Source organism: uncultured Marinobacter sp. (genome assembly GCF_913055835.1).
Lineage (GTDB): Bacteria > Pseudomonadota > Gammaproteobacteria > Pseudomonadales > Oleiphilaceae > Marinobacter.
Genome location: NZ_CAJXKQ010000015.1, coordinates 16150 through 38724 on the forward strand (window position 1 = coordinate 16150; position 22575 = coordinate 38724).

Consider the following 22575-nt stretch of genomic DNA (forward strand, 5'->3'; position numbering starts at 1 on the left):
AGCAGGAGTCGACCATGGCTGAATCCCGCCATTCCGTATTTCGTCAGTTCGCTGCCAGCGACTGGGATGGTTTTCTAAAGGGTGTCGAAAAAGAAGGGCTGCGGGTGGATCGCAACGGCTTCATTGCCCAGACCCCGCATCCCGAAGCCCTGGGTTCGGCACTGACCCACCCGAGGATCACTACCGACTATTCAGAGGCCTTGCTGGAGCTGATCACACCGGTGTTCAACAGCACCGGGGGCATGCTGAAGTCGCTGCGGGATATCCATACCTACGTGCAGCAGAACCTTGGCGACGAAGTCTTCTGGGCGGCGAGCATGCCCTGTGAGCTGGATGGCGATCCGAGCATCCCTATCGCGGAGTACGGCAGCTCGAACATTGGCCAGCTCAAGCACGTTTACCGGCAGGGGCTGGCGGTGCGGTACGGGCGTATGATGCAGAGCATCGCAGGAGCCCACTATAACCTCTCGCTACCCGATAGCTTCTGGCAAAAGTGGCAGGAGTTGCTCGGCAATGAGCAAAGCCTAAAAGACTTCAAATCGGACCAGTATTTCTGGCTCATCCGCAACTTCCGCCGCCGCAGCTGGCTGCTGATGTTGCTGTTCGGTGCCTCGCCGGCACTGGATGCCAGCTTTGTAGCCGGTGTCAGCCACGACCTCAAGCAGTTTGACGAGCGCACCTGGTACGGTGAGTACGCTACGTCCCTGCGGATGGGCGATCTGGGTTACCACAACAATGCCCAGGCCTCCCTGAATATCTGTTTCAATGAGCTCAGCACCTACACCCAGACTCTGGACCGGGCTATCCACACCACCTGGCCGGCCTATGAGGAAATCGGCACCCGCCGGGGCGACCAGTTCATCCAGATCAATACCAGCGTCCTGCAGATCGAAAACGAGTATTACAGCGCCGTGCGCCCCAAACGCACCACGCAGCGGGAAGAAAAACCCATCCAGGCCCTCGAGGCCCGGGGTGTGGAGTACATCGAGGTGCGGTGTCTGGATCTTGATCCCTTCTCACCAGTGGGCGTGAATGAGGCCCAGATCGATTTCCTGGACCTGTTCCTTCTGGATTGCCTGCTGTCTGACTCGCCCCGCATTGGCGATGAAGAATGCGAGCGCCTAGATGACAACTACAAGGATGTGGTGTCCAACGGTCGTTTCCGTGAATTGAAACTGTGCCGTGCCGGGGAGCGTACCCCGGTTTCAGAGGCCGCGACCGATATCCTGGCGCAACTGGAACCGCTTGCCGAGTTGCTGGATGGCTGGCGGGGGGATGATACTTACCGTCGTGCCCTGGCTGCCCAGCGCGAGACCTTGACCGGTGAGTGGACGGTGCCGTCTGCCCGGGTTCTGGACGCCATGCGCTCCTCAGGCCTGGGGCATCGGGAGTGGGGTATGGAAATGGCCCGGCAGCATCAGCAAACTCTGAGACAGGAAGGCCTCGATCCGAGTGTCCGTCAGGCGTTTGATACCATGACGGCAGATTCCCTGGCCGAGCAGGCGCAGATGGAGCGTGCCGATACCCTGCCGTTCAGTGAGTTTCTGGAACAGTATCTGCGCTCCTGAACGGTAAGTTTGGCGACTGTCGCAGAAGTCTGCGGACCTGACGCACAGAAACCGAACAAAGATTTGTCTCCCCCCCGGTCCGGCTGTTAATTTTTGTAACATCGGGATCGGGAGAGACGGCTATGGCAAGGGATATCAAACTCGGCTGGGATGTGGAAGCGCTCAATAAGGCGTACCGTCAGGGCTACATGGCTGCCAACATGGGCATGGATAAAGCCCGCTGCCCCTATCGGGGTGAGGTTGTCATTGCCGCCTGGGAAGCCGGCTGGGACGATGCCGATCAGGTGGCCCGGGATGACCGGGACCAGGCAGACGATCTGTTTTCACGGATCGCCTGATTTATTGGTCGGTCCCGGCCTTATTTCTGCACCACGAATTCTGTAAACAGCACACCGGCTATACTCTCGCCGGTCTGCTGCTCCTCCAGAACCGCATTGATTCTTTGTTTTGCCTCCTCGCGCAACGCCTCCTGCCCCTCCATTGATGTGAGGCGATCCGTGTCGGTTTGTTCACCAAACAGCATGACCAGTTCGTGTCTCAATCGGGGCATGTGGGCTTCCAGTGCCGGCCGTGCGCCGGTGCTCCGGGCCCGCAATGTCACGGCCGCTTTCAGGTAGGTCGGCTTGTTCCCGGGGGTGCCCACGTGAGTCACGAACGGCGGATCCATGCTGATGTAATCGGTAACGCCGCTTTCCTCTTCAGCCACTTCCTCCTCGGAATTCTCTTCGTCCTGGGAAACGGCGGGTAAGGGGATCATGGCGAACAACAGAAACAGAAGCGTCAGAACGGATTTTGGCTGGCGTGTCATAGGCTTGAAGTTGATCGTGGTTTAGGGTTAAGTGACGAGAATAGCAGGCCCTGTGGCCGCTTGCAGTTTCAATTCACGATTCGAGGTGTTCTTTTGACCAGCAGATGGGTTTTCGGGCTTATTTTCCTTGTATGTGCCGCACTTCTGGGTGTGGCCTTTTATATGGAGCATGTGATGGGGCTGGAGCCCTGCCCGCTTTGCTGGTTACAGCGTTTTGGCTTCATGGGAGCCGGGTTGGTGAGTTTCCTGGCCTTCCTCCAGGGCCCCACCGGATTCGGTGTCCGCATCTATGGTTTGCTTCTGGTGCTGACCGCCGGTGCCGGGCTGGGCGTCGCGGGGCGGCAGTTGTGGCTGCAGAGCCTGCCGGCAGACCAGGTGCCAGCGTGTGGACCCTCGGTTGACTACATGCTGGATGTCCTGCCCTGGTTTGAGGTGCTGTCTACCGCACTCAGGGGGACCGGAGACTGTGCCGAAGTGGTGTGGCGGTTCCTGGGTTTGAGTATCCCCGGCTGGACGGCTGTGTTTTTCTCGCTGCTGGTTATCACCGGTCTGGTCCTGATGTTTCGGCGGCAAAAACCCCGGGAATGGATTCGGAGCTGAAACGGTTGCGGCGGACCGCAGCCATGGGGTAACTTGATCCAAACCTAATAAAAATCAAAACCGACACAGAAGTACCGAAGACAAGCGGAGAACAGGCGTCATGTTGGAAAATTGCCGAAATGCCAGGGAGCGCTGGGGTGGCGTCAGCGAACTGATTGATCGCTGGCTCAAGGAACGTCAGGAGCTGTTGGTGCATTACTGCGACCTGTCCGGGGAGAATGATTTCTCTCAGACAGAAGCGCTGAAAGAAAAGTTCGTGCGCCTGTGTGAAGTGTTGGTGGATTACGTCTCTACCGGCCACTTCGAAATCTATGAACAGCTGGTCCGCGAAGCCAGGGAATTCAACGATGGCGGTCTCGAACTGGCGGCCAAGGTTTACCCCCGGATTGAGCAGACCACCGAGGTAGCCCTTAATTTCAACGACCGTCTGGATGGCCGGGAATTGTCTGAAAACGATGTGAAAGAGCTGTTCGGCGAGTTGTCGAAGCTGGGTGAAACCCTCGAGACCCGGTTCGAGATGGAGGATTTCCTGATCGAGCACCTTCACAATGCTCACGCTGGCAAAGTGGCCTCCGCCTGACAAACGCCTGAAACAAAAAGCCCCAGCCCGGTGACGCCGGACTGGGGCTTTTTTATGGCAGCGACGGACCTGATCGCTGCCTGACTGGAGTCTTAGTCTCCGGAGCCGGGATTGACGTCGAGCAGTTCGACATCAAACACCAGGGTCTCGTTCGGTCCGATCGCCCGGTTGCCGCCCGGGCCATAGGCCAGGTCAGAAGGAATGTAGAGCTTGTAACGGGCACCTTCGCTCATCAACTGAAGGCCCTCGGTCCAGCCTGGAATAACCTGGTTCAGGGCAAAGGTTACCGGCTCGCCGCGCTCGCGGGAGCTATCAAACACTTCACCGGACAGCAGTTCACCGGTGTAATGCACCTGGACGGTGTCGGTTGCAGCCGGCTTTTCGCCGTCACCCTGCTCAAGTACTTCATACTGGAGACCGGACTCGGTCGTTTCGACACCCTCACGCTCGGCATTCTCGGCAAGGAAGGCTTCGCCGGCTTCCAGGTTCTTCTGCGCCAGTTCTTCCATCTGCTTGCCCTGCTCTTCCTGGAGCTGCTGCTGGTAAGTCATCAGGGCCTGCTGGATTTCCTCTCGGCTCATGCGCTTGGCTTCTTCATCGCCGGCGTGGCCGTGCTGGATGCCCTGGAGGAACTGGTCCATCTGCAGGTTAGGCAGGTCGTTGCCCATGCGCTCACCCAGAACCAGGCCCATGCCATAGCTGACCTTCTGGTCGGTGGATTCCAGCTTCGGCTGTTCAGGGGCTTCGGGGGGTGTCGAGCAACCGGCTACGAGGCCGGTCACTGCCAGTGCCAGGAGTGCTTTCTTCATTGCTTTATCCTTTAACGTCGGTATTCGGGGCGTGGCCCCGCGTTGTGTTTGTCAGAACGCAGAAGGTAACGGGTTCCGGCGTCAGATGCCACTGAACATGTGTTAAGAAAACAGACGTGTCAGCTCAGCTGCCGTTGGTGCCGGCGGCGGATGGTCCCAGAGAGAAAGGGGCGTTATAGGGGGATCGCCAATCAGTTTCCGGCTCCTGGGGCTGGAGGCGCTGAAAGGCCTTGTCCCGCCGTTCGATGGCAAGAGTGTTCCAGCGGCCCTGTTCCGGGGGCTGGTCAGCATAGTGCCAGTTGCCGTCGGTATCCTGCCATTTGAACACGATCTCGGGGCCCTCGGTAGGGACCGGCGAGGGCACCAGGCCTTCGAAAGCAGGAATTTCGGGTTGTTCCTCTTCTGCCACTGGTTCGGATACCTGCTCCGGATCGTTCAGGCCGAAGAAAATCAGCAATAACAGTAATCCAAGAGCCGGAAACGAGAGCCGTATGAGCCATTTCATCATCATGGCTGATGGTCTCCCTTGGGGAAGTGGGCCAGAGTATCGGCCAGTGTATTCAGCAGGGCCCTGGCACTGTCATCAACGGGTGATGTCGGTGCAGCCGCAACCAGATTGGTGATGATCAGGGTGTCGCGTCCCTGCATGTCGGCGGACTCCGGGTTGTTGGTCATTAGCGTTCGCCAGCTCAGGGCCAGTTCGATCTGTTCGGCTTCAAGCTCCAGGCCAGCAATGCCGGTACGCAGATTACGGCAGTTGTCGGCGCTGCCGGGCAGCGATTTTCTCGCACTGCGCAGCGCAACGGTTACACGGTTCCGCCACTCTGTTACCGTAGCGTCCTCGACTCCGGTGAAGACCCTGCCAGAGAGTGCAAGCCAGGCTGCACCGAGAATCCGTGTCACGCTCCAGCCCTTATCCTGAAGCGCCAGGCAGCTGTTCTGAACGTCCGGATGTTTCCAGAACGCCAATGCAAAACGCCAAAGCGGGTTCTCCGGTTCCAAGTCTGCCGGCAATTCCAGCGGCGATGTCGAATAATCCGGGATGGTAGCCGAGCCGACCGACATAGGCGCTGTGCCTTCCCTGAACACTATACGTTGATAAAATGAAAACATGTTAACGATAACCGATCTCAGTTTACAACGGGGCGGCGTCTGGTTGCTAGAATCCGTCGACCTCACCGTGCAGCCCGGACAGCGTGTCGCGATCGTCGGTGCCAATGGTGCCGGCAAATCCAGTCTTTTCCAGCTCTTGCTGGGCCAGTTGGCCCCTGAGCAGGGAACAGTCTCCCTGCCCGGCGGTTGCCGCATTGCCCACATGGCACAGGAAGTCGAAGCCACCGACCGCAGTGCCCGGGATTTTGTCCTGGATGGCGATCTGGATCTGCGCCGCCTGGAAGCGGAGCTTGCCAGGGCGGAAACGGCGGGCGATGACCATGCCATTGCCCGCATACACGGAGAACTGGATGTGCACGAGGCCTGGTCTGCGGCACGCCGGGCCGAGGCACTGCTACGGGGGCTGGGGTTCAGTGACGAGGACGCCGACCGACCGGTGTCGGCGTTTTCGGGTGGCTGGCGGATCCGGCTTAATCTGGCCCAGGCCCTGATGCGACCTTCCGATCTGTTGCTGCTGGATGAGCCTACCAACCACCTGGATCTTGATGCCTGCCTGTGGCTGGAGAATTGGCTGCGTCGCTATCCCGGGACCCTGCTGTTCATCTCTCACGACCGTGATTTCATGGATAGGGTCGCCACCCATGTGGTGCATTTCGACCGGCGAAAACTGGAGTTGTATACGGGTAATTACTCAGCCTTTGAAGGTCAGCGCAGTGAGCGTCTGGCCCAGCAGCAGGCCGGTTTCGAACGCCAGCAGGCCAGAATCGCCGAAATTCAGCGTTTCATCGACCGGTTCAAGGCCAAGGCCACCAAGGCCCGCCAGGCCCAGAGCCGGGTGAAGGCGCTGGAACGGATGGAACGCATTGCTCCTGCCCATATCGATTCGCCCTTCAGTTTCGAGTTTCCAGTGGCGGAAAAGGTCTCCAACCCATTGTTGTCGATACGCAATGGCAAGGCGGGCCACGGCAATACCCCGATCCTCGATGGTATTAACCTGACCCTGCTACCCGGCAGCCGCATTGGCCTGCTGGGTCCCAATGGCGCCGGCAAGTCCACCCTGATGGATGCGCTTCGCGGTGACAGGACATTGATGTCCGGGGATCGCACCTGCGGAGAGCATCTGGCCATCGGGTATTTTGCCCAGCATCAGCTGGAGTCGCTGGATCTGGATGCCAGCCCGTTCCTCCACTTGCAGCGGCTGGCGCCCAAAGCGTCAGAGCAGAGTATCCGGAACTTCCTTGGTGGATTTGATTTTCACGGCGATGAGGCCCTGAGCGCCATTCGCTCATTCTCCGGTGGTGAGAAGGCCCGGGTGGCGCTGGCGGTGATTGCCTGGCAGAAACCGAACCTGCTCCTGCTCGACGAGCCCACCAACCACCTGGATCTGGAAATGCGCCAGGCCCTGACCATGGCACTACAGAACTTCGAAGGCGCCATTGTGGTGGTGTCCCACGACCGGCACCTGCTGAGAAATACGGTGGACGAGTTCTGGCTGGTCAATGATGGTCGGGTGACGGAATACCAGGGTGATCTGGAGGACTACGAGCGCTGGCTGGCGGACCGCCGGAAAGACGATACGGAAGCGCCCAGGCGACAGCCAGCCGGTCAGCAGGCTGCCGAAGAGACTGCCGAGGTGGTGGCGGCAGTGGGAGAGAGTGCCGATGACCGTAAGGCACGCAAGCGGGCAGAGGCGGCCCTTCGCCAGAAGCTTAGCCCCTATCGCAAGAAGCAGGGTGCCCTGGAAAAGGAAATGGAGCAGCTTCAACAGAGGCTGTCGGCTCTGGAGGAGCAGCTGTCCGATCCGGGGCTTTATGACGACAGCGGCAAAACACGCCTTAAAGAACTGCTGGCAGAACAGGCCACCGCCACCGCCCGCCTGGAAGAGGTGGAGGCCCAGTGGCTTGAAGTCAGCGAAGAAGTGGAATCCCTGGAGTCAGAGCTGAGCGGCTGAATGCCATCAGCCGCCGTTCAGTTCCAGAACGAAATCCTGTTTGGCGAGATAATCCCGCTCGTTTTCCAGGTCGGCCAGGGTCAGTGGTCTGTCATCCAGCCAGCCCGCCGGAAACTCCAGCACCAGCTTGTCTTTATGGGCGGTCAGGATGAAATCCGGAGGTGATTCCATATTGCGTGGGTGTTGAATCAGAACCGCCAGGCGAACCAATACGCACAGGTAACGCAGCCTTGCGATGTCTTCCGGATCCAGCCCCTCGAAAATAGCGGAAGCGAATTTGCGTCGGTGGCCGCGCACCAGTGTGGCGAGGTCCCGCTGGAACTGTTGGGTAAAGCCGGGCAGGTCCGAGTATCGCAACAGGTAGGCGCCGTGTTTGTGATACTGGCTGTGGGATATGGTCAGCCCGATCTCGTGCAGGCGGCACGCCCAGCGCAGGACCTCTTCATCTGCTGCCGTGTTCAGCCCCCAGGCATCGGCCACCTGCTGCCAGGCGGCCACGGCCGTTTCCTCAACGGCGGCGCCGTGTTCCTGGTCCACATGGTACCGCTCCTGCAGGGCGGAAATGGTCCGCTCACGGACGTCCTCGTGCTGGATTCGCCCGACAATGTCGTAGAGCAAGCCTTCTCGCAGGGCGCCGTCTGCGAACGACATGTCCCGGATGCCCAATGACTGGAATGCCCCCATCAGGATGGCGAATCCGGCCGGGAAAATGCTCTGGCGATCCGAGCGAACACCCAGGTCTCCCAGTTTTTCTGTTTTACCCATATCCACCAGGCGCTTGCGAAGCTCCTGCATGGCGGCGAGGGTGATGGTGCCATCGGTAATTTTCAGGGTTGCCAGGACGCTTGCAATGGCCTTGATCGAGCCGGATGAGCCCACCGCGCTCTGCCAACCCACCGAACGGTAGTGCTGGCGGATATTGAGCAGTTCCTGCTCGGCATGGGTCACCGCCTTGTCCATCTGGCGCCTGGTTATCTTGCCGTCCGGGAAATAGCGGTTCCGGAAGGAAACACAGCCCATGTGCAGGCTCTCAAGCTCCTGGGGTTCGAACCGCTGGCCGATGATAAACTCGGTGCTGCCGCCACCAATATCGATGACCAGTCGCCGGCCGATATCGTCAGACAGGGTATGGGAAACGCCCAGGTAGATCAGGCGTGCCTCTTCGCGGCCTGCGATAATCTCTACCGGGTAGCCCAGTACTTCTTCCGCCCGGGTCATGAACTGGTGAGCATTGCGCGCCACGCGAAGCGCGTTGGTGCCAACAATCTGCACCGCTTCCGGCGGCATGCCCTTCAGCCGTTGTGCGAAGCGCCCCAGGCAGGCCAGGGCCCGCTCCTGGGCATCTTCGGTCAGCCGGTTATACTGATCCAGCCCGGCCCCGAGCTGCACCTTCTCTCCCATCTTCTCGAGGGTCCGGATTTCCCCATGCACGAGTCGGGCAACCACCATGTGGAAGCTGTTCGAGCCCATGTCGATGGCTGCCAGCACCTCGGGTGAGGAAGCAGCGTTTTCGGCGGTGGATGCGGCCGTCACGTGGTCGGAATCCTTTTGAGATGAACGTGCCGGGTACTATAAGCGAAATCCCTCAGGCCTGTCAGTAACCGGAAAACCGCCTATTTGACCCGGGTCAGGCGTGTATCGGTTCATACCGCTTCACATCCGGCGGATCAATCGCGTAAAGTATGGCGTACCGTGATTTGGGTGAAAGGCTGCCTGCAAACCTGGTCAGCCTTCAACGTCAGTCAACAGCACCTGCGCCCGGTAGGGTGATCTCCCCGGGAAATGCCGTTGTGCAGCAGTAGTGCATGAATCAGGAAAAGGTAATGAGCGGAAATATCGTAAATGTAACCGACGCTTCTTTTGAGCAGGATGTACTTCAGTCCGACGTTCCCGTGCTGGTGGACTACTGGGCTGAGTGGTGCGGTCCCTGCAAGATGATTGCGCCGGTGCTTGAAGAAATTGCCGATGAATACGACGGCAAGCTGAAAGTCTGCAAGCTCAACATTGACGAAAACGAGCAGACCCCGCCGAAGTTCAACATCCGTGGCATCCCCACTCTGATGCTGTTCAAGAACGGCAATGTGGACGCCACCAAAGTCGGCGCACTTTCCAAATCCCAGCTGGCGGCCTTCCTGGACAGCAATCTCTGATTGCAGTCGGGTCACCGGAAACCGCCCCTGAGCCGAGGCTCCCGGGCGGTTTTTTTATGGCCGGTTAGTTCCAGTCTTCGGAGCGGGCCAGGTCGGATTCTTTCTGTTCCACCCAGTGCTCGCCGCCCGAGGTAATCTCCTTTTTCCAGAATGGGGCCGAGGTTTTCAGGGCATCCATGATGAACTCACAGGCCGCGAACGCGTCCCCCCGGTGAGCGCTACACACCCCCACGAAGACAATCTGGTCGCAAAGCGCCAGCCGCCCCACCCGGTGGATAACCCTTGCCTTGCGCACATCCCAGCGTTCCGAGGCCTCATCAATAAGCCCCTGGATGACCTGTTCCGTCATCCCGGGGTAGTGTTCAAGGTACAGCCCCGAGACGCCTTGCAGGTCGCCGTTGTCCCGTACCAGTCCGGTAAAGGTTGCAATGGCGCCGGTGCCGGCACCGCTGTCTCGAAGGGCCGCGTATTCAGCGGCAACATCAAAATCCTCAGCCTGGACCGAAATCATCTCAACCTCCGGTGACGGGCGGGAAAAAGGCCAGCTCATCGCCGGCTTTTACCTCGAAACCCGGTTTCGCCATGGCCTGGTTGATTGCGATCATCACGGGCTGGTCGCCCTGCAACTGGCTCCAGGGCCCGCCCTTATCCGCCAGCTCTGCCAGCACATCGCCCGCTGTCAGGCCGGGCCTGGCTTCGATAGCCAGTTGTTCGGTTTTCAGCTCCTCGCGCAGGCGGGCGAAGAAACGCACCGTAATCGTGTTATCACTCATGGTCAGCTCAACAGTTCCGCAAACGAGTAGTAGGTTAGCAGGTCGCCGGGACTTACCGTGGTATTTTCGGGTACCACGGCCAGGCCGTCCGCCCAACAGGTAGAGCTCAGGATGCCGGAGCTCTGATTGGAGAAGGCGGCCACCACCGGCTCCGATCCGCGGGTTTCTTTCCGGGCCCGGACAAATTCCCGGCGCACCGACGCCGAGGAAATGGCAAAGTCGGCTGGTATCCGCTCACCGGAGAGGGCTTTGGGATTCCGCCCCTGCCGTTTCCGGATATAGGGCATGCCCACCATCAGGAAGGTCACCAGTACAGACCCAGGGTTTCCGGGCAATCCCAGTACCGGCGTGCCACCGATGGCGCCAAAAGCCACAGGTTTCCCGGGTTTGATCGCCATTTTCCAGAGCGACAGGCTGCCGTACTCCTCCAGCACCGCGCGCACGTGATCCTCCTCACCCACGGATACGCCACCGCTGGTGATAATCAGGTCGGCGGATTCTGCCGCACGCAGAAGCGTTTCCCGGGTCGCCTCGCGCTTGTCCCGCAGAGTCTCGCACAGTACCACCTCGCAGCCCGCTTCGGAGAGCAGTCCCATCAGGGTAAAGCGATTGCTGTTGTAGATCTGTCCGGGCCCGAGTGGCGTGCCAGGATCCACAAGCTCATCGCCGGTCGAGAGGATGGCAACTCTCAGCCTTGCCAGAACAGCAACCCGCGCAACTCCCATGGAAGCCAGCAGCCCCATCTCGTTGGGGCGCACCTGTGTGCCTTTTTTCAGGGCCAGCTCGCCCCGTGTCAGATCCTGGCCCCGGCGTCGGATATTCTGGCCCTGGTCTACCTCTGCCTGCACAAGGATGCCGGCGTCGGTCACTTCCACCCTCTCCTGCATGACCACCGAATCGGCACCCTCGGGAATCTCCGAGCCGGTAAAAATGCGTGCAGCTGTACCGGGTTTGAGGGGCTCTGGCGCTGCACCGGCCGGAATCCGTGCCGACACGGGTACAGGCTGGTCGCCATGAAGATCCTGTTTGCGCAGGGCGTAGCCGTCCACCGCACTGTTGTCTGCTGGCGGCACATCGGCCGGCACATAGTGGTTCTCGGCAAGAACCCGGCCCAGTGCGTCGGCAAGGGCCACGGTTTCAATCTGCGCTACCACCGGGGCCTCTGACAACAGGTGGTCCAGGGCATCTTCCAGTGGCGTGAGGTTTGGGTTTGCCATCAAATCCGAACTCCGATCAGGGTGTCTTCTCGCCTCAGCGCTTGGCGCGCTGTCCAATCACTTCGTTGAGTCGCTGCATGGGCTTTTCCGGTTTGCGAAGGACCAGCCCCGAGAAGTTACACGGTGTATGACGACTGTCCAACTGGCTGAGGAGAATGCCTTCCCATCCGGTCCGGCAGGCACCGGTTGAGCCGGGCAGGCAGAAAATGACCGTATGGTTTGCCATGCCCGCCATCGCCCGTGACTGGACCGTTGATGATCCGATCTCGGCGGCAGACAGACGGCGGAATTCCTCGCCGAAGCCCTCTACGGTTTTGTCCAGCAACGGCCTGATTGCCTCCGGTGTGCTGTCCCGTTCAAGCAGGCCGGTGCCACCGGTAATGATCACGACATGCACCTGGGAATCGGCGATCCAGTTCGATACCAGTGCCCGCACCAGATACACGTCGTCAGGCAGAATCCGGCGGGCAACGAGGTTGTGGCCAGTCGCAACCACGCTGTCCTCCAGGTATTGCCCGGACGTGTCCTGTTCAGGCCCACGGGTATCGGATACGGTCAGCAGGGCAACGTTGAGGGGTTTCATTTCGGTACTGGGTATACTGCTCATGGATGGGCTCCCGAATCCTGGAAAAATGGTTATACGCCAGTATCGCCATCACGGGCTTCCAATGGAAGGGAGTAACCCATCAGGGGGAGGCGCCACAGGCCGGTTGTGGCTGGTTTGGCGTGAAATTGTCGTTAATTTGTGCAGTGCACTTGACATTCGCCAGTCAGGTGGCCGATGATCCTCCTTGCCCGGCGAACGGTTGTTCCCACTCTCTGGCTTCAGTACCTTAATTCCGGACTCCATCTACACCGGTTGCTCCAACTGGCCAGCACCAAGCTCAGTGTTTTTTTACGATCAATACGTTCAGGGGCGCCCCTGTCATTCCAATACTCGTTTACTTCCATTCCTGAAAATCCAACAAACTATGAATCTTACTGAACTCAAGCAGAAATCCGTGCCCGAATTGCTCGATATTGCGCAAGAAATGGGCCTCGATAACCTGGCTCGTTCGCGCAAACAGGATGTGATCTTCACCATCCTGAAGAAGCACGCAAAAAGCGGCGAAGACATCTATGGCGACGGCGTACTGGAAATTCTGCAGGACGGCTTCGGCTTCCTCCGTTCCGCCGATGCCTCCTACCTGGCAGGGCCTGACGACATTTACGTCTCCCCCAGCCAGATCCGCCGTTTCAACCTGCGCACGGGCGACACGGTTGCCGGCAAGATTCGCCCGCCGAAAGACGGCGAGCGCTACTTTGCCTTGTTGAAAGTCAGCGAGATCAATTTCGACAAGCCGGACAACGCCCGTAACAAGATTCTCTTCGAGAACCTCACGCCGCTGTTCCCGGACGAGCGCCTCAAGCTTGAAGCCGGCAACGGCAGTACCGAGGATCTCTCCTCCCGGGTACTGGATCTGGTTGCACCCATCGGCAAGGGCCAGCGTGGCCTGATCGTTTCTCCGCCCAAGGCCGGTAAAACACTGCTCATGCAGAGCATTGCCCAGTCCATTACCCGCAACAATCCTGAGTGCCATGTGATGGTGCTGTTGATTGACGAGCGCCCAGAGGAAGTGACCGAGATGCAGCGCACCGTGCGCGGCGAAGTCATCGCCTCCACCTTTGACGAGCCGCCCGCCCGTCACGTGCAGGTGGCCGAGATGGTGATTGAAAAGGCCAAGCGCCTGGTGGAGCACAAGAAGGACGTGGTCATCCTGTTGGATTCCATCACCCGTTTGGCTCGTGCATACAACACGGTGATCCCGTCCTCAGGCAAGGTCCTGACCGGTGGTGTTGACGCCCACGCCCTGGAAAAACCCAAGCGTTTCTTCGGTGCGGCCCGTAACGTGGAAGAGGGCGGAAGCCTGACCATTCTTGCCACGGCGTTGGTCAACACCGGTTCCAAGATGGACGAGGTGATCTACGAGGAGTTCAAGGGAACCGGCAACATGGAGATCCATCTGGATCGCAAGATTGCCGAGAAGCGGACCTATCCGGCCATCAACATTCGGAGCTCCGGCACCCGCCGTGAGGATCTGCTGATGAGTGAGGCGGACATCCAGCGGGTCTGGATCCTGCGCAAGCTCCTGCACTCCATGGACGACGACACTGCCGCCATCGAGTTCCTGCTGGACAAGCTCAGGGACACCAAGACCAACGACGAGTTCTTCCAGTCCATGAAGCGTCGTTGATGTCTCTCCAATCAGAGCGCCTGGCGAATAACTGGTGATCTGAAGAACGAGGTGGGGACCTGCTTTCCCAGACTGTGTCTTGCCATGGATGGCAAGACCAAGCCCCCAGGGATGGGTTCACGGCGTGTCTGGGAAAGCAGGTCCCCACCTTGTTCTAACTCCGAAAAAAGCAGTCCAGCGAACAAAGACCTCCGTAGTACTGGCATATCTGAACGGAGTAACCGATGAAATACAACGACCTGCGAGACTTCATCGACCAGCTGGAGAAGCTGGGCGAGCTGAAACGGATCAGCGTTGAAGTCGACCCTCATCTGGAAATGACCGAAATCTGCGACCGTACTCTGCGGGCAGGTGGTCCTGCGTTGTTGTTTGAAAATCCCAAGGGCTATGACATGCCGGTACTGGCCAACCTGTTCGGGACACCGAAGCGGGTGGCGCTGGGTATGGGGCAGGATAACGTCACGGCCCTGCGGGACATCGGCAAGCTGCTGGCTTTTCTCAAGGAACCGGATCCCCCCAAGGGTTTCAAAGATGCCATCGAAAAACTGCCGCTGTTCCGGCAGGTGATGCGCATGAGTCCCAAGGTACTTCGGTCCGCGCCCTGCCAGGATGTGGTTATCGAGAAAGACCAGGTGGATCTGTACCAGATTCCGGTGCAGCATTGTTGGCCTGGTGATGCCGGGCCCCTGGTGACCTGGCCGCTGGTGATTACTCGCGGGCCCCATAAGGAGCGCCAGAACCTGGGCATTTACCGGCAGCAGGTGATTGGCCGTAACCGTCTGATCATGCGCTGGCTGAGTCATCGGGGTGGCGCGCTGGATTTCCAGGAATTCCAGAAAGCCAATCCGGGCCAGCCCTATCCTGTGGCTGTGGCCCTCGGCGCTGACCCGGCGACCATTCTCGGGGCGGTAACGCCGGTGCCCGATACCCTGTCAGAATATGCCTTTGCCGGTCTGCTGCGTGGCAGCCGGACCGAGTTGGTGAAGGCAGGTCTGAGTGATCTGCAGGTGCCAGCCAGTGCCGAGATTGTGCTCGAAGGCTTCATCTATCCGGATGACACGGCACCGGAGGGGCCGTTTGGCGATCACACCGGTTACTACAACGAAGTGGACCACTTTCCGGTGTTCACCGTAGAACGGATCACCCATCGCCGGGATCCGATCTACCACAGCACCTACACCGGTCGTCCACCCGATGAGCCGGCGATTCTCGGTGTGGCGCTGAACGAGGTCTTTATCCCGATTCTGCAAAAGCAGTTTCCGGAGATCGTGGATTTCTACCTGCCGCCAGAGGGCTGTTCCTACCGGCTTGCAGTGGTGACCATGAAGAAACAGTACCCCGGCCATGCCAAACGGGTGATGATGGGGGTATGGTCGTTCCTGCGGCAGTTCATGTACACCAAGTTTGTGATTGTCACGGATGACGATGTGAATGCCCGCAACTGGGAAGACGTAATCTGGGCGATTACTACCCGGATGGACCCCACCCGGGATACCACGCTGGTGGAGAATACGCCCATCGATTACCTGGATTTCGCCTCGCCGGTCTCCGGACTGGGTTCCAAGATGGGTATGGATGCCACCAACAAGTGGCCTGGCGAAACCACCCGTGAGTGGGGCGAACCCATCACCATGACAAACGACGTCAAGAAACGCGTCGACGAAATGTGGGATACCCTGGGCATTGAAAGTACGGCATCCCGCCCCGAGTGATAAGGGCAGTAAACAACGGGCGGTGCGGCTTTTGCCCTCGGGTATTGCCTTCACAGCGGAACCCGGTGCAGATTTGCTCGGCGCTGCTGCACAAGTCGGCATTGATGTGCCCTCGGCCTGTCGCAATGGGGTATGTGAAATCTGCGAGGCCCGATTACTGGCCGGCAGTGCGCTAAATACCCGGAACCAACAGACTATAGAGGTCGGCGAGCGCTTGATGATGTGCCGAAGTATCGCGCTCACGGACCTGGAACTGGAGATACCCGCCGTTATGGCAGCTGGAAACAATCAGCCTGGCAAGTTTCAGGCAAAAGTTGTGGACGTACGTTCCATCAGTCACGATGTCTATCGCGTTGAGCTGCAGCTTCCGCGGCGCCGGGAGTTGTCGTTTCATGCCGGGCAGTATCTGTCGGTCAACCTGCCCGATGCAGACCCCTGTTATTTTTCCATCGCCAGCAGCCCGTCGGCCCAGAATATCGAGTTGCATATCCAGGCGACCCCGGAATGGGTGTCCGCGCAAAAAGTCATTGATGCCCTGACGTCCGGTGGTGAAGTGACCGTTGAGCTGCCTCACGGCAAGGCGTGTCTGGCATCAGCGCCAACGAAGCCGTTGTTGCTGGTGGCCGCCGGCACCGGCTTTGCCCAGATGAAAAGCCTGGTGGATTACCTCCGTGAAACGTCCTACGATCAGCCGGTCAAGCTGTACTGGGGGGTGCGTCGGCATGAGGATATGTATCTTCGCGCCCTGGCACAGCAGTGGCAGGACGAGTGGCCGCGCTTCACCTTCCTGCCGGTAGTGGGAGATGACGAAGACAATGACTGGGCCGGCCATCACGATCAGCTGGTTCGAGCGGTTCTCGCTTCCGGTATGGACTGGGAGAATGTGGAGGTCCACGCCAGCGGTTCGCCTACCATGGTGTACACGCTGATGGATGCGTTGGTAGAGGCGGGTTTGCCCGAGGCTGCGTTCTTTTCTGACGTGCTGGAGTACGCGCCAAGGACCTGAATCAGGCCCTCGGCATCGGCAGTTCCGGCAGCCCGTTATCCTTGGCCAGTCCCTGCATCAGCAGTTTGACGCTGGCCTCTTCCTCGCCCATGTGGGCATTCAGTCGGCTCAGCTCCGCCAATGCTTCCCGGCTTCGCTTGAGCCGCAGGCTGGTTTCAAAATATTCCCGGGCCTTGCCCCAGAGTTCGTTGCGCAGGCTCAGCCGGCCGAGGGCCAGCAAGAGTTCGGGATTGTTCGGTCGGTCTTTCAGCCATTGTTCCGCCAGTAATAATTGCTCATCCGGCTTCTGGCCTTTCACCCGCCCGTACAGGTTGATTAGCTCATCACTCCAGTGATTGCGCAGCACCTTGCGCAACAGGGTTTCGGTCTGAGCCTCGTCGCCAAGGCTGGCCAGCAGGCGAGCGTAGTCCCGGATGGTGTATTCATCGCGACGCAGGAAGCCCGGCAGTTCGTCCCAGAGCCTGGTAAGCGGTTCCAGCGATGCGTCAGGGTCCTGTTTCTGCTGGCGCCGGCAATCCTCAGCGGCACGCTCCAGCAGGTTGTGCCACACCTGGCGCTCGAGATCATTGAGCTCCGCTTCCGGAAGCACGCTGCGCTTTCGCAGTTCGGGCAATAACCTGGACAATTCGCGCCAGTCTTCCAGGCGCAGGTAGGTGTTCTTCAGCAGCTTCAGAACAAACGGGTGATGGGGCGACTGCTTGCGCAGGCGAACCAGAGTGGCCAGGGCCTGCTCCAGCCGGTTGCCGGCCAGTTGCAGTTGGGCCTGGGTGATGCCGACGGCCATGTCGGAACCGGGGGTGCTGTCGAAAGCCTTGCGCAGCAATTCATCCACGGCCTCATGATCACCGGATTCGAATGACGCCTGGGCAGCGGCCAGGTAGTTGATCAGGGGTGTGTCGGCATGGCTGGCGGAGGATGTAAGCAGTTTGCGGGCCCGGGGCCAGTTGCCCTCGGCCAGCGCCAGAAGCCCCTGGGTGGTCCGCCGCCGGGCGCGACGTTCGTTGCCACGGGCTATCCAGCCAGCCACCAGGCCGGTGCTGGTTCTGAGCCTGCGGATAAGGTTGATGGTCAGGACAGTCAGGACAATCAGGGCAACGATTACACCCAGACCAACCCAGAAATTGGTTTCGATCAGGTAGTGGCCCAGGCTAATCCGGATGTACCCCAGATCATACTGCAACCCGAGGGACAGGCCGGTGCCGATCAACAGCGCCAGCAGGACGATCAGTAACAGGCGAATCATGAATCATCGCCTCCATTGCCAGCGCCGGTGTTTTCCTCATCATTGCCGTTATTGGCATTGAGGCGCCCGGCCAGCCGCTCCTTGAGCAGGTCCAGGGACTGGCTGATATCCGGCAGCTCCGGATCCACGTTTTTCTCTGCCAGCTCCGCCAGGGTGTCACTCAGCGCTGCGACCCGGGGATTGCTGGCGTTGTACCAGTCATCAATGGTGGTCCTGGCCTTGGTCAACGCTCGCTCATAAAGCGGCTGATTACCCCGCAATACCGCCATTTCGGCCTCTTCCAGCATGAGCTGGAGGTTGAGTCTGGCATAGGCGCTCTGGTCCGGGGACAGCAGGGGTTTTACCGGCTCGTCCATGCGACGCACAACCACCACCTGCATCAGGGTGGATTTCACCTTGTTCCAGGCCTGCGCCAGTGCTCCGGGCTCGCCGCCGGCCTCGGAGTCCTCTTCCGCTCCGGCGTTCACGATAAAGCCGGGCGCATTTTCGCTGATCAGGGCCTGGTCGGTGAGCTGGTGAATGCTGTCGATGGCCGCTTCCAGCTTCAGGTAGAGACCGGTCCGGTCCACGCCGGTCAGGCCCTTGAGCGCGAGGATTTCACGGGCCAGCTGCTGGCGAACCGGGTAGACCCCGATGTCGTCGGATTCGGCCAGCACTTCATCAGCCGCTTCCAGGGCCGACATGGCGCCGCGAATGTCTTTTTCGATCATCAACCGCTGGTTGGCAATGCGCAGCAGGTATTCCGCCTCGGCCAGCAGCCAGTCGGTGCGCGTGCGGTTTCCGGCTTCCAGCAGTTCACGGGCATTGTGGTCGATCTGGCGCTGCTGGGTGGCAATCAGTTCCCGCTGGCTTGCCAGCTTCTCTTCCAGGGATTGCAGGCGCTGGCTCTGCTGGCTGCCCCGGTCGCCATAAAGATCTTCAAGCTGCGCGGTGTCCTGTTGCAGGCTCTGGAGGGTCTGCATCACGGCCTGATGGTTGTTCCACTGTTGCCAGCTCCAGAGCGCCAGGGCAACTGCGATGATCAGGGCGAGAATGGCGACCAGCCATACCGGCCAGAGTTTCTGGCGAGCGGGCGGTTCCTTGGAAACGGTTGCGGGCAGTTGATTCGTTGTCTCTGTCACGGGCGTCCTTACTTGGCTTTTCCGGAGCCACCGTCCCGGCCGGCAAGTTGCGCTGCAACCGTGGCCACGATGTCGTTATCGGCAAGGCTTCCTGGTATACACGGATTTTGGAATCCCGCTGCCCGGGCCTGTTCGGCAACCCGATCTGCGGGAACAATCAATAACCTATCGTATAGATTATGGCCGCTATTCGCACATAGTGCGATGAGATTGTTCAAGGTTTCTCCAGACAGCGCGACGATGGCTTCCGGAGCAAAGGTGTCGAGGCTTGCACGGATCAGCTCCGGAGAGTAGTCCGGGCGAGACCGGCGATACAGGGGCAGGAGGGTAACCCGGGCGCCCCGGGATTCGAGCGTTTCCCGAATGAGTTCTCTCCCGGTTTCGCCCCGGACGAGCAGAACCTTCTCACCCTGGAGGTTTTGCAGTGACGGCAGTGCCAGCAGCGCTTCGCTGGTCCAGCCCTCGGGGGGACGGCGTGGACTGAGCCCGTGCTCTGCAAGCACCGCCGCCGTTCCAGCCCCCACGCCATACCAGCGGATGCCCATCGGCAGCTGGGGCCACCAGGTATCCACCTCTTCGAGCAAGAGGCGGGCGGCGAAAGGGCTGACGGCGATTACATGGGAGAATTCATCCAGGCTCAGAATAAGAGTGCGGCGCTCGGGCGTTTCCGGCAGAGGTTCCCGGTCAATCAGAGGCAGAATCTTTACATCGGCGCCGGCCGAACGAAACCGGTTCGCCAGACGAGAGGCCTCAGGTTCGGGCCGGCAGATCAGGATTCGCCGGCCGTTCAGGTCGGGTTCAGGTGGGTGTGTGGCCATAGATTTCAGCCAGCACCTTGTCGGCTCCGAGAGCCAGTAGATCCTCGGCCAGTTCCCGGCCGAGGCGTTCGCCTTCGGCCCTCGGCGCACGGCCTTCCACCCGGAAGATCTGGGTGCCATCCACGGCGCCCACCAGGCCTCTCAGCCAGATCGTATCGTCGTCCTCAAGCAGCGCGTAGGCCGCGATTGGCACCTGACAACCGCCCTCCAGCCGACGGTTCAGAGCCCTTTCGGCGGTGACGCGATCCCAGGTGTCTTTGTGCTTCAGGGGTTCAAGCATGGTCAGCAGATCCTGGTCATCCACCCGGCATTCAATGCCCAGGGCGCCCTGGCCAACAGCCGGCAGTGAGACGGTGTCCGGCAGGCAGTAGCGAATCCGGTCGTGAAAGCCCAGACGCTTCAGGCCGGAGCTGGCCAGCACAATGGCCTCGTACTCGCCGGCATCCAGCTTGGCCAGCCGGGTATTGACGTTACCGCGCAGCACGCGAATTTCCAGGTCCGGACGATAGGCCCGAAGCTGGGCCTCGCGGCGCAGGCTGGCGGTGCCAACCACGGCACCATGGGGCAGGGCGTCAACATTGTCATAATGGTTGCTGACAAAGGCGTCGGTCGGGTCTTCGCGCTCACAGATAGCTACCAGCCCCAGGCCTTCCGGAAATTCCATGGGTACGTCTTTCATGGAATGCACGGCCAGATCGGCCCGGCCGTCCAGCATGGCTTCTTCCAGTTCCTTGACGAACAGGCCCTTGCCGCCGATCTTGGCCAGGGGCACGTCCAGAATCTTGTCACCCTGGGTCTTTATCTTGACCAGTTCCACGGTGATGTTGTCGTGCAGCCTTTCCAGTTCGGCCTTGATGAATTCCGCCTGCCACAGCGCCAGTGCGCTGCTGCGGGTTGCAATGCGAAGGGTACGTTTGGACATGACACTCACTGTCGGTTCGAAAAAAATGTCCGCCAAGGTTACCTTGTGGCGGCAGAAAAGTCCCGCGGCTACCACCTTTGGGAGCGCCGGGGGTTCAGCCGGGCTGGTGCTCCTGAAGCCACTGGCGCACGTTGCTGGCATGGCGGCGGCTGACCGGCAGCTCGCCCCGGCCGTCCCTCAGAGCGACCAGGTTGTGGCCATCCGGCGTCCGTCTCAGTGCCTGGATAAAGCGGACCCCCACCAGGGTGTTCCGGTGGATTCTGAGTAGAATGCTGGGGTAGCTGTTTTCCAGTTCCTTCAGCGTGTAGTCACACACGGTTTCACCCCAGGCATGGTGGATGGTGACGTACTTCTGATCCGCCTCGCAGTAGAGGATTTCCGACAGATCGATCAGCTCGGTGCCCCGGTGGGTGCGCACTGCCAGTTGCTCCTGGCTTTGGGCAGCTTGGCCGTTCAGTGCCTGCAGCTGTACCCGGTTGACCCTGCCGGCCCGGGCCAGGGCATCTGCCAATGCCTCCTTGCGAACCGGTTTGAGCAGGTAGGCAATGGCCTGCACGTCGAAAGCCTGGATGGCGTAATGGTCGTAGGCGGTGCAGAAAATCAGGGCGGGTGGATTTGCCAGCTGGCTCAGACGGCTGGCAGCCTCCATGCCGTCCATGCCAGGCATGCGGATGTCCAGCAACAGGATGTCCGGCTCGAGTTCTGCAACCTGTTTCAATGAGCTATCGCCGTCGACCGCCTCACCACAGACCCGATACCCCGGGAGCGCCTCCACCAAACGGCGGATGCGTTCCCGGGCCAGGGGTTCGTCATCGACGATCAGGACAGTGCGGGCATCAGTCATGGCGGGTCTCGATTCTCTTGGTCATGAGTTTACTGCTTGCGGACTTTCTGTTCGCCAGCCTTTTGCCGCGGCAACCTCAAGGTAACGGTATACACATCGTTCTGGTGGCTGTGTTTTAACACCGCCGGCTCGCCGAACAGCGCCCGGAGCCGGGACTGTATGTTGGCCAGTGCCATGCGGTTGCCGTCGTGTTGCTGGTTATTCTGATCCGGCTTCGGGTTCTGGACCAGCAGATAGACAAACTCGCCTTTGGCCTGGGCTTCAATCCTTACGGTGCCACCGTCCGGGCGGGGCTGGATGCCGTGGTAGATAGCGTTTTCCACCAGGGGCTGCAGCGTGAGTGGGGGAATGGCCTGTTGCTCGAGGCCATCCTCAATCTGCCATTCCAGCTTCAGGCGGTCACCCAGGCGCAGCGCCTCTATGGCCAGGTAGCGCTGGCACAGTTCCAGTTCCCTGGACAACGGGATCAACTGGTCGCCGGTGCGAAGGCTGGCGCGAAAAAGTTCCGACAGATCCAGCACCGCATCTTCCGCCCGTTCAGGGTTAACCGCGATCAGGCTGGCAATGGTGTTCATGCTGTTGAACAGGAAGTGGGGCTGTATGCGGGCCTGGAGCGAGGCCAGGTGCGCCTGCATTTCCGCTTCCCGCTGCTGTTGCCACTGGTGCTGCAGGTAAAAATAGCGCAGAACCATGAGCACGATCAGCAACGCCAGCAGCATCTTCTTGGCCACGCCCTGCCACACTGCCACGCCATCCTGGGGGTGCAGTACGCTGTCGGCAAACAGGCTGAACGCCAGCACATCCAGCAGCACAATGGCGACGATGGTGGTGGTCGCACCGGAGACAGACATCCGTGCAAGCCGGGTGCGCAAAAGGCAGATCAGGGCGGCACTGGTGAGGGTGGTCCACTGCACGAACAGCGACAACAGCCCGAAGTAATTCCAGTCGATCCAGCCCCGCTCCGCCTGCACGATGGCAAGCACCAGAACCAGCAGTTCGCTGGTGACCAGCAACAGGAACACGGCCCTCACCCGGCACAGGTCCGGAACGAAGAACTCGCTCTCTGTCACACCTTTGTCCCCGTTACGGGGTGTCTCCTTTACCCG

At 59.9% G+C, this 22575-nt stretch carries 24 protein-coding genes; 9 read left to right on the forward strand and 15 right to left on the reverse strand.

Going from position 1 to position 22575, the window contains the following annotated elements; all coding sequences use genetic code 11:
* Positions 1-14: 14 nt before the first annotated feature.
* Together gshA and QZ534_RS10050 are read left to right on the forward strand one after the other, a co-directional pair.
* Entirely contained in the window at positions 15-1568 is a 1554-nt protein-coding gene (gene gshA / locus QZ534_RS10045; protein WP_296934154.1) for a glutamate--cysteine ligase, read from the forward strand.
* 122 nt (positions 1569-1690) lie between these two features.
* On the forward strand, positions 1691-1906 hold the full coding sequence (locus QZ534_RS10050; protein ID WP_064228462.1) for a hypothetical protein: 216 nt from the start codon (positions 1691-1693) through the stop codon (positions 1904-1906).
* A 20-nt stretch (positions 1907-1926) separates the two neighbouring features.
* Here QZ534_RS10050 and QZ534_RS10055 read toward each other — a convergent pair whose 3' ends face one another.
* Positions 1927-2376 (reverse strand): flagellar basal body-associated FliL family protein, encoded by a 450-nt coding sequence (locus QZ534_RS10055; RefSeq protein WP_296934156.1) that lies wholly within the window; start codon positions 2374-2376, stop codon positions 1927-1929.
* Between the two features lie 93 nt (positions 2377-2469).
* On the opposite strand from QZ534_RS10055, the gene QZ534_RS10060 reads away from it, so the two are divergent.
* Both QZ534_RS10060 and rsd read left to right on the forward strand, forming a co-directional pair.
* Positions 2470-2976, forward strand: coding sequence for a disulfide bond formation protein B (locus QZ534_RS10060; protein WP_296934158.1), 507 nt, complete (start codon positions 2470-2472; stop codon positions 2974-2976).
* Between the two features lie 100 nt (positions 2977-3076).
* Positions 3077-3556: a sigma D regulator gene (gene rsd / locus QZ534_RS10065; protein ID WP_296934160.1), complete on the forward strand. Its 480-nt coding sequence runs from the start codon at positions 3077-3079 to the stop codon at positions 3554-3556.
* 92 nt (positions 3557-3648) lie between these two features.
* On the opposite strand, the gene QZ534_RS10070 is transcribed toward rsd, so the two are convergent.
* The 3 genes from QZ534_RS10070 to QZ534_RS10080 form a co-directional block, all read right to left on the reverse strand.
* A complete protein-coding gene (locus tag QZ534_RS10070; protein WP_296934161.1) occupies positions 3649-4365 on the reverse strand; it encodes an FKBP-type peptidyl-prolyl cis-trans isomerase in 717 nt (238 codons plus the stop codon).
* Between the two features lie 124 nt (positions 4366-4489).
* Positions 4490-4876: a DUF4124 domain-containing protein gene (locus tag QZ534_RS10075; RefSeq protein WP_296934163.1), complete on the reverse strand. Its 387-nt coding sequence runs from the start codon at positions 4874-4876 to the stop codon at positions 4490-4492.
* Entirely contained in the window at positions 4873-5430 is a 558-nt protein-coding gene (locus tag QZ534_RS10080) for a DUF2390 domain-containing protein (protein WP_296934165.1), read from the reverse strand. Before QZ534_RS10080 ends, QZ534_RS10075 begins: the two co-directional genes overlap by 4 nt.
* A gap of 46 nt (positions 5431-5476) precedes the next feature.
* On the opposite strand from QZ534_RS10080, the gene QZ534_RS10085 reads away from it, so the two are divergent.
* Positions 5477-7429, forward strand: coding sequence for an ATP-binding cassette domain-containing protein (locus QZ534_RS10085; RefSeq protein WP_296934167.1), 1953 nt, complete (start codon positions 5477-5479; stop codon positions 7427-7429).
* Positions 7430-7435: 6 nt separating this feature from the next.
* Here the strand turns inward: QZ534_RS10085 and ppx are convergent, their stop codons facing one another.
* The gene (ppx, locus tag QZ534_RS10090) at positions 7436-8962 is read right to left on the reverse strand and encodes an exopolyphosphatase (protein ID WP_296934169.1); all 1527 of its coding nucleotides are present in this window, start codon (positions 8960-8962) and stop codon (positions 7436-7438) included.
* Between the two features lie 290 nt (positions 8963-9252).
* Here ppx and trxA point away from each other — a divergent pair, with 290 nt between their 5' ends.
* Positions 9253-9579 carry a thioredoxin TrxA gene (gene trxA / locus QZ534_RS10095; protein ID WP_008169901.1) on the forward strand — a complete coding sequence of 109 codons (327 nt, stop codon included), beginning with the start codon at positions 9253-9255 and terminating at the stop codon, positions 9577-9579.
* 64 nt (positions 9580-9643) lie between these two features.
* Here trxA and QZ534_RS10100 read toward each other — a convergent pair whose 3' ends face one another.
* The 4 genes from QZ534_RS10100 to moaB are packed head-to-tail and all read right to left on the reverse strand — an operon-like array spanning position 9644 to position 12176.
* Positions 9644-10090 carry a molybdenum cofactor biosynthesis protein MoaE gene (locus tag QZ534_RS10100; RefSeq protein WP_296934171.1) on the reverse strand — a complete coding sequence of 149 codons (447 nt, stop codon included), beginning with the start codon at positions 10088-10090 and terminating at the stop codon, positions 9644-9646.
* 1 nt (position 10091) lies between these two features.
* Positions 10092-10352 (reverse strand): MoaD/ThiS family protein, encoded by a 261-nt coding sequence (locus QZ534_RS10105; RefSeq protein WP_296934173.1) that lies wholly within the window; start codon positions 10350-10352, stop codon positions 10092-10094.
* Positions 10353-10354: 2 nt separating this feature from the next.
* Complete coding sequence (gene glp / locus QZ534_RS10110; RefSeq protein ID WP_296934175.1) at positions 10355-11569, reverse strand: gephyrin-like molybdotransferase Glp; 1215 nt, start codon at positions 11567-11569, stop codon at positions 10355-10357.
* 34 nt (positions 11570-11603) lie between these two features.
* The gene (gene moaB, locus QZ534_RS10115) at positions 11604-12176 is read right to left on the reverse strand and encodes a molybdenum cofactor biosynthesis protein B (RefSeq protein ID WP_296934176.1); all 573 of its coding nucleotides are present in this window, start codon (positions 12174-12176) and stop codon (positions 11604-11606) included.
* A gap of 364 nt (positions 12177-12540) precedes the next feature.
* On the opposite strand from moaB, the gene rho reads away from it, so the two are divergent.
* The 3 genes from rho (at position 12541) to QZ534_RS10130 (ending at position 16521) form a co-directional block, all read left to right on the forward strand.
* Positions 12541-13803: a transcription termination factor Rho gene (rho, locus tag QZ534_RS10120; RefSeq protein ID WP_296934178.1), complete on the forward strand. Its 1263-nt coding sequence runs from the start codon at positions 12541-12543 to the stop codon at positions 13801-13803.
* A 224-nt stretch (positions 13804-14027) separates the two neighbouring features.
* A complete protein-coding gene (ubiD, locus tag QZ534_RS10125) occupies positions 14028-15515 on the forward strand; it encodes a 4-hydroxy-3-polyprenylbenzoate decarboxylase (protein ID WP_296934180.1) in 1488 nt (495 codons plus the stop codon).
* Complete coding sequence (locus tag QZ534_RS10130; RefSeq protein WP_296934182.1) at positions 15487-16521, forward strand: 2Fe-2S iron-sulfur cluster-binding protein; 1035 nt, start codon at positions 15487-15489, stop codon at positions 16519-16521. Before ubiD ends, QZ534_RS10130 begins: the two co-directional genes overlap by 29 nt.
* A 1-nt stretch (position 16522) precedes the next feature.
* Here QZ534_RS10130 and QZ534_RS10135 read toward each other — a convergent pair whose 3' ends face one another.
* The 6 genes from QZ534_RS10135 to QZ534_RS10160 all read right to left on the reverse strand — a co-directional run bounded on the left by QZ534_RS10135 (position 16523) and on the right by QZ534_RS10160 (position 22539).
* Positions 16523-17764 carry a heme biosynthesis HemY N-terminal domain-containing protein gene (locus tag QZ534_RS10135; protein ID WP_296934184.1) on the reverse strand — a complete coding sequence of 414 codons (1242 nt, stop codon included), beginning with the start codon at positions 17762-17764 and terminating at the stop codon, positions 16523-16525.
* Positions 17761-18885 (reverse strand): uroporphyrinogen-III C-methyltransferase, encoded by a 1125-nt coding sequence (locus tag QZ534_RS10140; protein ID WP_296934186.1) that lies wholly within the window; start codon positions 18883-18885, stop codon positions 17761-17763. Before QZ534_RS10140 ends, QZ534_RS10135 begins: the two co-directional genes overlap by 4 nt.
* An 8-nt stretch (positions 18886-18893) precedes the next feature.
* Positions 18894-19703 (reverse strand): uroporphyrinogen-III synthase, encoded by an 810-nt coding sequence (locus tag QZ534_RS10145; RefSeq protein WP_296934188.1) that lies wholly within the window; start codon positions 19701-19703, stop codon positions 18894-18896.
* Complete coding sequence (gene hemC / locus QZ534_RS10150) at positions 19684-20625, reverse strand: hydroxymethylbilane synthase (protein ID WP_296934189.1); 942 nt, start codon at positions 20623-20625, stop codon at positions 19684-19686. Before hemC ends, QZ534_RS10145 begins: the two co-directional genes overlap by 20 nt.
* Positions 20626-20719: 94 nt before the next feature.
* Entirely contained in the window at positions 20720-21469 is a 750-nt protein-coding gene (locus tag QZ534_RS10155; RefSeq protein WP_296934191.1) for a LytTR family DNA-binding domain-containing protein, read from the reverse strand.
* A 29-nt stretch (positions 21470-21498) separates the two neighbouring features.
* A complete protein-coding gene (locus QZ534_RS10160; RefSeq protein ID WP_296934194.1) occupies positions 21499-22539 on the reverse strand; it encodes a sensor histidine kinase in 1041 nt (346 codons plus the stop codon).
* Positions 22540-22575: the final 36 nt, after the last annotated feature.